Genomic DNA, 12,263 nt, shown 5'->3' with positions numbered 1-12,263 from the left:
GGCCGCTACTTAGCGAGAGAGCCGGTAACGGCAGCCGGCGCGAGCCATGGACGGCGAGCGAGCCGCTATCTGTCAGGAGACAGTTAGCGGCGTACGGCCAGTCGTCGGCGATGAGCTTAGTAAGACCGCCGGCGCAGCGGGGGGAGAACCTAAAGCCGGAGAACAGCCGCCAATGAAGCCAAAATATTAGGAGTTAAACGCCATAAAGGAGGTCCCCCCATGCGCTGCCTCTACTTCGACGGCCAGCTCAAATACCGCGACGACTACCCCGTTCCGGCCCCCGCCCCCGGCGAAGCCCTCGTCAAAGTCCTCTACGCCGGCGTCTGCAACACCGACCGCGAAATCCTCGCCGGCTACAAAGGCTTCACCGGCATCCTCGGCCACGAATTCGTCGGCGTCGTCGAAGAGGGAGCAGGGTGGGAGGGGAGGAGGGTCGTCGCCGACATCAACCTCGGCTGCGGCCGCTGCCCGCGCTGCCGCGAGGGCCTCGCCAACCACTGCCGCAGCCGCCGCGTCCTCGGCATCACCGGCAAGGACGGCGCCTTCGCCGAATACCTCACCCTGCCGTGCGCCAACCTCCGCGAAGTACCGCCCGGCGTAAGCGACCTCGCCGCCGTCTTCGCCGAACCGCTGGCCGCCGCCCTCGAAATCTGCGATCAGTGCCACATCAGGCCGTCCGAGCGCATCGCCGTCCTCGGCGACGGCAAACTCGGCCAACTCGTCGCCCGGGTGCTCAGCCTCACCGGCTGCGACCTCACCGTCGTCGGCAAGCATCCCGCCAAGCTCGCCCTCCTCGACGGCCTGGCCGCCACCGCCACGGCGGACGCCGCCGGCAAGGAGGGCCCCTTCGACCTCGTCGTCGAATGCACCGGCAGCCCCGCCGGCCTCGCCGCGGGCCAGGACCTCGTCAAGCCCCGCGGCCGCATCGTCCTCAAAAGCACCTTCGCCAGCGACGCCGTCCTCTCGTCCACCCTCTGGGTGGTGAGAGAGCTGACCCTCGTCGGCTCCCGCTGCGGCCCCACGTCCGCCGCTCTCCGCCTACTGGCCAGGCGCCTCGTCGACGTCGAGCCGCTTGTCGGCGGCGTATTCCGCCTGGCCGACGGCGCCGCCGTATTCGCCCCTCCCGGCGGTCTCAAGGCCATCTTCGACTGCCGCATTCCCTGACGGCCCTCAGGAAGCCCTAAAACCGTCGCAAGGGGATTCGCCCCGGCGCTAATCGATTTATCGGTTTAAAAGCCTGCTGGGCGGCGGGGCAATCCGCCGTTTTCAGCAGGCTCTTTCCATTTAATGGCGTTTTGTTTCCGGCCGGGGATAGGGGAAGTTCCGCCGCCAAACGCGGCGAACCATTGGAATTGGGCGGCTATCACCCTTGAAACTAGTTAATATTATATATACTGTAATTACAATATTTACAGTATAGCGGCATTTGACATGCCGGTCTTTTCCGCTCCGCCCCTTGCGCCCCAAGCGTCACCCTTTTACAATAGAGGCGGAGGGATGAGCATGATAAACCACCGCTTGCTTTTCACCGGCGTCGTCCTCGCGGCGCTGACGATAATCCTCGCAGCCTGCGGACGCCCCGGCGGCGAAACGCCCCCAGCCGCGCCCGCCATTCCGCCGGGTGCCGTCACCATTAAAGCCCTGCCGCCGCTCCTCACCCTGCGCGGCGACGAAGTCCCCTTCCGGGGCAAGACCGAAATCGTCCAGCGGCTGGCAGGCCCGGCGGCCACCGAAGTTGTCGTCGTCGCCTTTAGCGCCAGCGGCGAAAACGCCCACAAATCGGCGATCAAGATCGAGTGGGAGGACGGCGGCGTCGAGACCTTCCCTCCCGGGAGCAAAAATATTACCCTGTCTCCCCAGCGGCGGGCAAAGAAGATCAGCGTTCTCGGCTACAGCTTCCATGAGCGGCGGGTGTTCAAGGATGTGGCGAAGACGGGGACCCTGTCCTGGGAAATCCGCTATGCTCCTTCTGAATAACAATGGGGCCGCTGATAAAGCCCCATCTACGGCGTTGCTCCTCGGATGGCCCATTCGACGTACGCAACCAAGTACGCCGTCGCGGGCCATCCTCCGGTGCGCCTTGTATCTGGGGCTTTCTGAGCGGCCCGTATAAATTCAAGGAACTGACAGCTTCTGAACGGTCCGTGTATATTCAGAAGACAAAATATAAAGGTAAATAATCATTTGATGTGGAATTTATCTCCAGTTAATGTGCCAAAATAATCGGAGGTGCTGTCCGTGAACATCCGCGACCTGGCCACCCCGAGCTTTCTTCTCGACCTCGACGTCTTCGAAGCCAACCTCCGCGACATGGCCGCCATGTGCGGCCGGGCGGGGGTCGAACTTTGGCCGATGGTCAAAACCCATAAAAGCACCGTAATAGCCCGCTGGCAGAAGGAAGCGGGCGCCGCGGGCTTCCTGACCGGCACCCTCGACGAAGCCGAGCAGTTGGCCGCCGCCGGCTTCGCCGACCTGACGCTTGCCTACCCGGTCGCCGGGCGCGCCAACATCGACCGGATCATCGCCCTTGCCCGGCGGGCCCGCATAACCGTCAGCCTCGACGGCATCGCCGCCGCCCGCGCCCTTGCGGCCGCGCTGGCCGGCGCCGGCCTGGAAATCGACTACCTCATCATCATCGACAGCGGCCTGCACCGCTTCGGCGTGCCGCCTCACCAGGCGGCCGAGCTCGCCGCCGCTCTCTCGGGATATAAAAAACTCAGGCTGCGGGGCGTCGCCACCCATCCCGGCCAGGTATACGGCGCCGGCGACCGGGAAGGCGTCGCGGCCGCGGCCGCGGCCGAAGTCGCCGCGCTCGCCCAGGCCAGGGAAGTTCTCCTGTCCCACGGTTTCGCCGTCGACACCGTCGCCGCCGGCAGCACCCCGACAGCCGCCGCGGCAGCCGCCAGCGGCGTCGTCACCGCCCTCCGCCCCGGGAACTACGTCTTTTACGACAACACCCAGGTTGCGCTCGGCGTCGTTCCCCCGGCGCGCTGCGCCCTCGCCGTCCTCGCCACCGTCCTGTCGCGGCCCCGGCCCGACACCCTTATCATCGACGCCGGCAGCAAATGCCTCGGCCTCGACAAAGGCGCCCACGGCAGCTCGCTTCTCGCCGGCTTCGGCCTCGTCGCCGGCCACCCCGAGCTCACGGTCGCCGGCCTGTCCGAGGAAGTGGGCCGGGTCGCGATAACCGGGGAAACCGGCCTTGACGTCGGCGACAAGCTTGCCGTCATCCCCAACCACGCCTGCGCGGCCGCCAACCTTACCGGCTGGCTTATCGGCCACCGGCAGGGGAATACGGAATGCGCCATCCCGATCGACATGCGGGGCAACTCCCGTCTGCCGGCTACCTTCTAGCCGCCGCTGGCGGAAAAAACCATGGTCCCGTGACCGCGCCCGTGGTAAAATAGCACCACGACGGGCAAAGGAGGCTCCGCCCATGGCTAACCTCGAATACCGGCTGCTCGACGAGGCTGCCGATTTTCCCGTGCTGTACGCCTACAACGGCATCGACGGCGGCGAAATCGCCGCCCGTTTCCTGTGCGACAAATTCATCAAAGACGGCAAAGTCTACGAACGCACCTCGACCGCCAGCGAGCCCCTGACCTACGTCATCTACCTCCGCGAGGAAGGTCCGGCGGCCCCCGCCGCCGCTCCCGACACGGACGGCAACGGCGTAAGAGTCGAAATCCGCCAGGACGGCGAAAGCGAGGCCCCCGGCCTGCTCATCGAGACGCGGCAGTTCACCGACCCCGTCGACGTCATCCTCTGCCTCGGCAGCGACTACTTCTACTGGCTGGGCGACGAGTGGCGCAAGACAATGACCGTCCTCGACGAGGATCGTAAGGTTTATAGCTATTACGCCCAAAAAACTTGAGGAGGGGATCGCTATGGAACGCACCGACAAAACCGCCAAGCTGCTGGGCCTGTTCATGGCCGCCCTCCTGACCGTCACCGCCGGCTGCTCTGCGGGCGGCCAAAGCCGCCCCGGACATACCCATATCGACCGCAACAGCGACGGCTACTGCGACGAGGACGGCGAACAGATGCCGGCCCGCGCCGGTGGCGGCCACTTCTACGGCGTTCCCTTCTTCTTCGGCGGCACCCGCTCCGGCGTAGCCGCCCCCGGCCAGGCAACCCCCGGCTCCGGCCGCGGCGCCACGATATCGAGCGGCAAGGCCCGCGGCGGCATCGGCGGCGGCTTCACCGGCGGCCTCGGCTGATGGACTACGCCGCCGTCCGCGAAGAAATCTACCGCCCCCTGAGGGAGGAAGGCACCTTCTCCTGGGATTGGCTGTACGGCCAGGAATACGCCCTCGCCGTCCCCCACGCCGTCGCCCCCGGCGAACTGCGGGACCTCCGCGCCGCCACCGCCGTCCTCGGCAGCGTCTTCGACCGCACCGTCCGCATCGTCCAGGACGGCCCGGCCGAGCTGCTCGCCGAGCTCGGCATCCCCGAAGCGGCCCGCGAAGCCGTGCGCATGGCCGTGCTCCCCGACGCCGCCACCCTCATCGGTCGGTTTGACTTCGCCCGCACCCCTGGCGGCTGGAAAATGCTCGAATTCAACAGCGACACCCCCGGCGGGGTCGTGGAAGCCTTCCACGTCAACGGCCGGGTCTGCGCCGGGCACAACGCCGCCGACCCCAACGCCGGCCTCGAAGCCATGCTGCCCGCGGCCTTCAGCCAAATAGTCAACCGCTACCACGCCCTCGGCTGTCCAACCGGCAGCGTCGCCTTCAGCGCCCTCGACTGGCACGCCGAAGACGCCGGCACCGCCAGGTACCTGCTCAAAGCCTCCGGCCTCGGCGGCCGTTTCGCGCCCCTCAAAGACCTGCGCGTCCACCAGGACCGCCTCTGCGTCCTCGCGGACGGTGAACTCATCCCCATCGACCTCTGGTACCGCCTGCACCCCTTCGGTCTGCTCGCCGCCGACCGCGACGACGATGGCTACCCCACCGGCGCCCACGTCCTCGGCCTCATCGCCCGCGGCCGTCTCGCCGCCATCAACCCCCCCGGCGCCCTCATCGCCCAGAGCAAAGCCCTCCAGGCCCTCGTCTGGTCCCTCCACGAGGCCGGCGGCTTCTTCACCGCCGCCGAGCAGGACGCCATCGCCGCCCACATGCTCCCCACCTACTGCGAAAACCGCTTCGCCGGCCGCTGCCCCCATGTCGCCAAACCCGTCCTCGGGCGGGAGGGCGGCGGTGTCGCCGTCCACGCCGCCGACGGCGCCGTAATCGACTGCGACCGCGAGCGGCAGTACACGGACCAGCCGCTGGTCTACCAGCAGTACCAGGACCTCGAAACAGTCGAACTGCCCACCCTCGCGGGCCCCAAGGCCGGGCGGCTCGTCTGGGGCTCCTTCATCGTCAACGGCCAACCGGCCGCCGTCGTCGCCCGCCTGGGCGGCCTCATAACCGACGACCTCGCATACTTCGTCCCCGTCCGACTGGCGGAGTGACGGCGAACAACAAGGAGGCTGATTCACATTGGGTAGCCAATGGGCAAACATCGTCAACTTTCTCAGCTATCTCGGCATCGCCCTGCCCCTCCTCGGGCTCGGCATCTTCCTCTTCATGATCACCACCCCCTACAAAGAGCAGCAACTCATCGCCGGCGGCGGCGACGACGACCGCCGCAAAGCGGGCGCAGCCCAAGCCGCCGCCTGCGACCTCGGCGGCAAAATCCTCGGCCTGTCCCTCGTCCTCGCCTCGGCCGTCTTCCATGCCGTCAACTTCGCCGACCTCGTCATCTGGGGCCTCATCGGCATCATCTTCCAGGTCGTCGTCTTCTACATATTCGAACTCATCACCCCCTTCACCGTCGTCAAAGAAATCCCCCAGGGCAACGTCGCCGTCGGCATCTTCTCCGCCTTCCTCAGCGTATCCGCCGGCCTCCTCCTCGCCGCCCTCATCAGCTACTAAAAAAACACGACAAACAAAAAAACGGCTGGCGTCCTGCCAGCCGTTTTCATACCCTACGGCAACTCGATATCCACCTCGAACATCCTGTTCCAGGGGAAGCGGACCTTCAGCCGGTCCACCGGATACCCCGGGAAATTCGCCGCCGCGAACGCCTTAAGCCGCCGGTCCGCCTCCGCCGTCAGGCGGGGCTCCAGCGCATTCAGATAAAACCAGTTGCCGCCCGCGGGATACAGCACCTCTTTCCCCAGCGCCCCCCGCACATTCGACTGGTACGCCCAGTCGTCCAGCAGCCTCGTCGCCAGCAGGCGGTCCTTCGCCGCCGCCGACATCCGCGGCGCCAGCAGCCCCTGGCCGATCGCGTAACCCAGCGTATTGCTCGCCGTATTCCAGCCCGAATACGCGGCAAGCCTGAAAAACAGTCCGCGGCGGACAAACTCGGCCATCAGCGCGTTATCCGCACCGTTCGCATACGCCACGTCCCCCACCGCCACCGGCTCGCCGCCGGCCAAAGCATCCGCCACCTCACCCGCGAAAACATACGCCGCCGCCGTCACCCGCCCGCGGTTCGCCGCGCTGTTCGCCTCGCGCGTCACCCCGTTCTCCGGCGTATTAACCGCCAGCGTCAGATCCGGACCCGTCCCCGTCAGCAGCAGACCGCCCGCCGCCACCACATGGTCATTCACCGTCCGGCCGATCGGCACATCCTCATACGACGGCACCGTCTCCGGCCCCGCCCCCGGCGCGTAGAAAACCCGCACCAGCGGAATGCGCACCGCCGCATTATTCGCCGCCCGCACCATCATCAGCATCCCCAGTTGATCCGCGCCCGGAAAAGTCGCGTACTTCGACGCCGGTAGCCCCTCCGTCTCAGCCGCGATCAGGCGCGACTCCAGATGCGACTGCGAAAAAGGCGAGCAATCGTCGCGCCCCAGCAGGAAATACGCGAAAATCCCGTTGCGCGCATACTCCACCAACCGCACATTCGCCGCGAAATTCTTATCCCTTCTTGCAAACCAGTCGGTCAACACCGCCTCAGGCAGCGCAGCCCGCAAAGCCTTAAGCTCCGCCTCCTCGCCGCGCGTCAGCCCGTCCGTCTCCGCCTTATCCTGCAGCGCCGTCAAACGAAAAATATTCGGCCCGTGCACCTCGTAATAATCCGGCTCCACCCCGCCCGCGCTCATATGCGGCGTCCGCATAATCGTCCCGAACACATACAGCCTCGTCCCCGGATTCGCCAGCTTAAGAGCATAAAAGCGGTCCAGCCGCTCCTTGATAACCTCCTCAGGCAAATCATGCCGGCGCGACGCCACCAGGCTGCCGTACAGCAGCGCATCGCTCGAAACCACCGCCGCGTCCGCCGTGCGGACATTATCAGCCAGCCACGCCCACAGCGCCTCCGGTTTCCCCGGCTCCGTCCGGCTCCCCAGCAGCGCCGCCGGCGGCGTCACAATCTCAAGCCCCGCCGCCTTCCCGGTATCGACAACATAATCCAGGCTTACCGGGCGATTATCGAACGGCACGAAAACAATCGTCTGCGCAGCCGCTGAAAGCGGCGTCAGCCACAAACCGGCAATCATCAAAGCAATAATCAATCCGCGCATCTTGTCCTCCCACGCAACAAAATCACTTCTATATTCTGCTATTCTGTCCGCCCGTTGGCAAATCCTGCCGCGCCGCCGCGGCCGGCAGCGAATGACACAGCACAAACCGCGACGCAAAAACGGCCGCCCTATGGTATCCTATAAACAGAAAAACATGCGAGGTGTGCCATGGAAACCTACTCCCCGGAAACCATGTGGCAAGCCGTCGCCGCCAGCGACCCAACCTACGACGGCCACTTCTGCTACGGCGTCACCACCACCCGCGTCTTCTGCCGCCCCTCCTGCAAATCGCGGCAGCCCCGCCGCGAAAACACCGTCTTCTTCCCCGGCCCCGCCGCCGCCCTCGCCCAGGGCTACCGGCCCTGCAAGCGCTGCCGGCCCGACGCCCTCCTCGCCCCCGGCCAGGACCTCATCCGCATCGCGCGCCTCCTCCTCGAAACCGAATACGACAACCCCGCCATCCTCACCGAGCTCCCCGGCCGCATCGGCCTCAGCCGCTCACACCTAGCCCGTCTCTTCAAACACCACACCGGCCAGGCCCCGCGGGACTACCTCCGCGCCCTCCGCATCGGCAAAGCCGAAGCCCTCCTCGCCGGCAGCCATCTCACCGGCACCGGCGTAGCCTACGCCGTCGGCTTCGGCTCCCCCTCGCGCTTCTTCGCCGCCTTCAGAGCGCGCACCGGCCTTTCGCCCCGCGCCTGGCGGCGGTGCCAAACAGAGGAGGCCGCGCCATGCAGCAAATAGCCACCGCCGGCCTCGTCACCCCCATCGGCCCCCTCGCCGTCACCGCCGACCCCGCCGGCATCATCGCCGTCCGTTTCGCACCCGCGGCCGGCCCTCCCGACCCCGCCGCGCCCCCCTGCCTCCTCCAAGCCCTCGACGAACTCGCCGCCTACTTCGCCGGCCGCCTCACCAGCTTCACCGTTCCCCTCCGGCCAAGCGGCACACCCTTCCAACGCGCCGTCTGGGCCGAGCTCACAGCCATCCCCTACGGCGCCGCCATCTCCTATCGCGACCTCGCCGCCGCCGTCGGCAACCCAGCCGCCGTCAGAGCCGTCGGCGCCGCCAACGGCCGCAACCCGCTCCCCATCCTCATCCCCTGCCACCGCGTCATCGGCGCCGACGGCAGCCTCACCGGCTACGGCGGCGGGCTTGAGAAAAAACGGTGGCTCCTCGACCACGAACGGAATAATAGCGGACATTAAAAAAGAAGCAGACAACCTGCTTCTTTTTTCCGTCCAGGCGGCAGGAAATTGCTCGCCATGCCGTGGAATAATCAGGAAAAGGCAACTCACAGGAGGTAACACCCATGAAAGAAATCATCCTCGGCGGCCAGACCCTCGTCACCGGCAGCGGCTCCCTCGAACACCTGGCGGCCGTTCCCGCCCGCCGCGCCGTCATAGTCACCGGCGGCTCCTCCATGATCAAAACCGGCGTCGTCGCCAAAATAGAAAAACTCCTCCAGGCCCAAGGCTGCGCCACCCTAGTCCACGCCGGCGTCCCCGCCAACCCCGACACCGAAGCCGTCCTCGCCGGCGTAGCCCAAATGCGCCCCTTCGCCCCCGACCTCGTCATCGCCGTAGGCGGCGGCTCGGCCCTCGACGCCGCCAAAGTAATGACCCTCTTCACCGAATACCCCGGCCTCGACTTCGCCGCCGCCCTCGCCGGCGCCCTGCCCGCCGCGCGCAAAGCCATCCGGCTCGTCGCCATCCCCTCCACCTCCGGCACCGGCAGCGAAGTCACCAAAGTGGCCGTCGTAACCTTCCGCGACCAAAACCTCAAAATCGGCCTCCGCACCCCCGCCTTCATCCCCGACATCGCCATCCTCGACGCCGACCTCACCCTCACCATGCCCCCCAACGTCGTCGCCGAAACCGGCATGGACGCCCTCACCCACGCCGTCGAATGCTACATCAACCGCAACATCGACGACTTCACCGGCCCCATGGCCGCCGGCGCCGCCGCCGGCCTCCTCGAGCACCTCCCCGTATCCTACCGCGACAAAACCATCGACAGCCGTGAAAAAGTCCACAACTTCCAGTCCCTCGCCGGCCTCGCCTTCGGCAACGTCGGCCTCGGCGCCGCCCACGGCATCGCCCACTCCCTCGGCGGTCTCTGGAACCTCGGCCACGGCCTCGTCAACGCCATCTTACTGCCCCACGTCCTCGAATACAACGCCCGCGACCCCTGGGTCGGCGACCGTATCCGCCGCCTCGCCGCCGCCTGCGGCGTCCCCGACCTCATCGCCGCCATCCGCGGACTTAATCAGACCCTGGGCATCCCCGCCTCCCTCCGCGCCGCCGGCATCGACGAGCAAACCTTCACCGCGGCCCTCCCCGAGCTCGTCGCCGGCTCCATGCAGGGAGCCACCCGCGTCAACCCCGTCCCCGTAACCCCCGCAGAAATGGAAGCCCTCCTGCGGCGCGTCTACGCATGATCCTCGTCAGCGCCTGCCTCCTCGGCCTCTCCTGCCGCTACGACGGCGGCCACAACCTCTGCCCGGCCCTCCTCGGCCCGGCGGCCGCCGGCCTCTGCCTGCCCGTCTGCCCCGAACAGCTCGGCGGCCTGCCCACCCCCCGCCCGGCGGCCGAAATCGTCGGCGGCAGCGGCCAAGACGTCCTCGCAGGCCGGGCCAAGATACTCGCCGCCGACGGCCTCGACCTCACCCCGGCCTTTCTCGGCGGCGTCCGGCAAACCCTCGCCCTCGTCCGCGCCATCCCCATCGCCGCCGCCGTCCTCAAAGCCCGCAGCCCCACCTGCGGCGTCGGCCGCATCTACGACGGCAGCTTCACCCGCGTCGTAAAGGACGGAGACGGCGTCGCCGCCGCCGCCTTAGCTGAGAAGGGAATTCCGCTATATACCGAAGAAGACTTAACCGCCGAAGAACTACAAAAAATACTTGCTCTAGGGGCAGGCAATTGTTAGATTACATAAAATAAATAGAGATACTTTAGCCCCTGGAGGAATGAACATGACCGTTATAGCTGACGACATTAAGCGTTTCCAGGACAACCGCGAAGACGAACTAAACAGCGCCGCCCTCTACACCGCTCTCGCCGCCCGCGAGGCCGACCCCCGGCTGGCCGAAGTATACCGGCGTCTCGCCGCCACCGAAACCAAACACGCCGACCAATGGGCCGCGCGCATCGCCGCCGCCGGCGGCGCGGTCAAGCCCTTCCGGCCCGACTGGCGCACCCGGACCCTCATCTGGCTGGCGAACCGCTTCGGCCCCGAGCTCATCATGCCCACCCTCGCCGCCACCGAGCGTCAGGCCTCGGCCGGCTACGCCGCCCAGCCCGAGGCTGTCGGCATGGTTGCCGAAGAGCGCTCCCACGCCGTCCTCCTCCAGCAGATAAACCGCACCTCCCACGGCGCCGGCATGGAAGGCAGCCTCCTTGCCCGCATGGAAGGCCGCCACCGCGCCGCCGGCGGCAACGCCCTCCGGGCCGCCGTCCTCGGCGCCAGCGACGGCCTCGTCTCCAACTTCAACCTCGTCATGGGTGTCGCCGGCGCCGAAATCGCCAGCAGCGGCATCCTTCTCACCGGCCTCGCCGGCCTGCTCGCCGGCGCCATCTCCATGGCCCTCGGCGAATGGATATCAGTTCAGAGCTCGCGTGAACTCTACGAAAAACAGCTCGCCACCGAACGCTACGAAATCGCCGCCATGCCCGAGGAGGAAACCGAGGAACTCGTCCTCATTTACCAGGCGCGCGGCCTCGACCAAGAAACCGCCCGTCTCCTCGCCGCAAAACTCATGTCCGACCCCGCCACCGCCCTTGATGCCCTCGCCCGCGACGAGCTCGGCATCGACCCCGACGAACTCGGCGGCTCGGCCTGGGAAGCAGCCATCACCTCCTTCCTCCTCTTCGCCGTCGGCGCCGTTCTCCCCGTCCTGCCCTTCTTCTTCGCCGGCGGCACGGCCGCCATAATCCTCAGCGCCGCCGCCAGCGCCGCCGGCCTGTTCGCCATCGGCGCCGCCATCACCCTCTTCACCGGCAAACCCGTCCTCTATGCCGGCCTGCGCCAAACCCTCTTCGGTCTGGCCGCCGCCGGCGCCACCTACGCCGTCGGCCGTCTCGTCGGCGTCACCCTTACCGGCTGACCGGCCCCCAAAAAAACGCGAAGGAGCGACCAACCATGAAAGTAATCGGCATCAACACCAGCCCCCGCAAGGACGGCAACACCGCCCTCCTCATCAAAACCGTCTTCGGCGAACTCGAAAAACACGGCATCGAAACCGAACTCCTCCAGGTAGGCGGCCGCCCGGTGCGCGGCTGCATGGCCTGCGGCGCCTGCCGCGAAAACCGCGACCGCCGCTGCGTCATCGCCGACGACTTCGTCAACGACTGTATCGCCAAAATGATCGCCGCCGACGGCATAATCCTCGGCTCGCCCACCTACTTCGCCGACGTCAACGCCGAAATGAAAGCCCTCATCGACCGGTCCGGCTACGTAGCGCGCGGCAACGACTACCTCTTCAAACACAAAGCCGGCGCCGCCGTCACCGCCGTCCGGCGGGGCGGGGCTACCCACACCTTCGACACCATCAACCACTTCTTCCACCTGAACCAGATGATCCTCGTCGGCGCCACCTACTGGAACATGGTCTACGGCCGCGAAATCGGCGATGTCGCCAACGACGAGGAAGGGATGGCGAATATGCGGTCCATCGGCGAAAACATGGCTTGGTTGCTAAACAGGATCGGCCGTTGATAAGGCCCCATCTGCGTTGTTGTTCCTGCGG

General features: G+C 66.6%; 14 protein-coding genes. 13 read left to right on the top strand and 1 reads right to left on the bottom strand.

Annotated features, from left to right (window positions below; genetic code table 11):
• The first annotated feature begins 219 nt into the window (after positions 1–219).
• The 7 genes from Q4T40_16650 to Q4T40_16620 all read left to right on the top strand — a co-directional run bounded on the left by Q4T40_16650 (position 220) and on the right by Q4T40_16620 (position 5,918).
• Positions 220–1,164: an alcohol dehydrogenase catalytic domain-containing protein gene (locus Q4T40_16650; GenBank protein MDT8902873.1), complete on the top strand. Its 945-nt coding sequence runs from the start codon at positions 220–222 to the stop codon at positions 1,162–1,164.
• A 339-nt stretch (positions 1,165–1,503) separates the two neighbouring features.
• A complete protein-coding gene (locus Q4T40_16645; protein ID MDT8902872.1) occupies positions 1,504–1,977 on the top strand; it encodes a hypothetical protein in 474 nt (157 codons plus the stop codon).
• Positions 1,978–2,238: 261 nt separating this feature from the next.
• On the top strand, positions 2,239–3,354 hold the full coding sequence (locus Q4T40_16640) for an alanine racemase (protein MDT8902871.1): 1,116 nt from the start codon (positions 2,239–2,241) through the stop codon (positions 3,352–3,354).
• Positions 3,355–3,436: 82 nt separating this feature from the next.
• Positions 3,437–3,874 carry a hypothetical protein gene (locus Q4T40_16635; GenBank protein MDT8902870.1) on the top strand — a complete coding sequence of 146 codons (438 nt, stop codon included), beginning with the start codon at positions 3,437–3,439 and terminating at the stop codon, positions 3,872–3,874.
• Between the two features lie 13 nt (positions 3,875–3,887).
• Entirely contained in the window at positions 3,888–4,220 is a 333-nt protein-coding gene (locus Q4T40_16630; protein MDT8902869.1) for a hypothetical protein, read from the top strand.
• Complete coding sequence (locus tag Q4T40_16625; GenBank protein ID MDT8902868.1) at positions 4,220–5,455, top strand: glutathionylspermidine synthase family protein; 1,236 nt, start codon at positions 4,220–4,222, stop codon at positions 5,453–5,455. Before Q4T40_16630 ends, Q4T40_16625 begins: the two co-directional genes overlap by 1 nt.
• 28 nt (positions 5,456–5,483) lie before the next feature.
• Positions 5,484–5,918, top strand: a complete 435-nt coding sequence (locus Q4T40_16620; protein ID MDT8902867.1) for a DUF350 domain-containing protein — start codon at positions 5,484–5,486, stop codon at positions 5,916–5,918.
• Between the two features lie 53 nt (positions 5,919–5,971).
• On the opposite strand, the gene Q4T40_16615 is transcribed toward Q4T40_16620, so the two are convergent.
• A complete protein-coding gene (locus Q4T40_16615; protein ID MDT8902866.1) occupies positions 5,972–7,519 on the bottom strand; it encodes a DUF4127 family protein in 1,548 nt (515 codons plus the stop codon).
• A gap of 168 nt (positions 7,520–7,687) precedes the next feature.
• On the opposite strand from Q4T40_16615, the gene Q4T40_16610 reads away from it, so the two are divergent.
• From Q4T40_16610 to Q4T40_16585, 6 genes are all read left to right on the top strand, one after another.
• The gene (locus Q4T40_16610; protein MDT8902865.1) at positions 7,688–8,263 is read left to right on the top strand and encodes an Ada metal-binding domain-containing protein; all 576 of its coding nucleotides are present in this window, start codon (positions 7,688–7,690) and stop codon (positions 8,261–8,263) included.
• Positions 8,251–8,724, top strand: a complete 474-nt coding sequence (locus tag Q4T40_16605) for a methylated-DNA--[protein]-cysteine S-methyltransferase (protein MDT8902864.1) — start codon at positions 8,251–8,253, stop codon at positions 8,722–8,724. The genes Q4T40_16610 and Q4T40_16605 overlap by 13 nt, the downstream gene beginning before the upstream one ends.
• A 104-nt stretch (positions 8,725–8,828) precedes the next feature.
• Complete coding sequence (locus Q4T40_16600) at positions 8,829–9,956, top strand: iron-containing alcohol dehydrogenase (protein ID MDT8902863.1); 1,128 nt, start codon at positions 8,829–8,831, stop codon at positions 9,954–9,956.
• Positions 9,953–10,444 (top strand): DUF523 domain-containing protein, encoded by a 492-nt coding sequence (locus Q4T40_16595; GenBank protein MDT8902862.1) that lies wholly within the window; start codon positions 9,953–9,955, stop codon positions 10,442–10,444. Before Q4T40_16600 ends, Q4T40_16595 begins: the two co-directional genes overlap by 4 nt.
• A gap of 46 nt (positions 10,445–10,490) precedes the next feature.
• Positions 10,491–11,621: a VIT1/CCC1 transporter family protein gene (locus Q4T40_16590; protein ID MDT8902861.1), complete on the top strand. Its 1,131-nt coding sequence runs from the start codon at positions 10,491–10,493 to the stop codon at positions 11,619–11,621.
• A gap of 35 nt (positions 11,622–11,656) precedes the next feature.
• Entirely contained in the window at positions 11,657–12,232 is a 576-nt protein-coding gene (locus Q4T40_16585) for a flavodoxin family protein (GenBank protein MDT8902860.1), read from the top strand.
• Positions 12,233–12,263 lie beyond the last annotated feature (31 nt).

This window comes from Selenomonadales bacterium 4137-cl (assembly GCA_032334055.1).
GTDB lineage: Bacteria > Bacillota > Negativicutes > Sporomusales > UBA7701 > Anaeroselena > Anaeroselena agilis.
The sequence above is the reverse complement of the archived record's forward strand: the minus strand, read 5'-3'. Positions and strand labels throughout refer to the sequence as shown.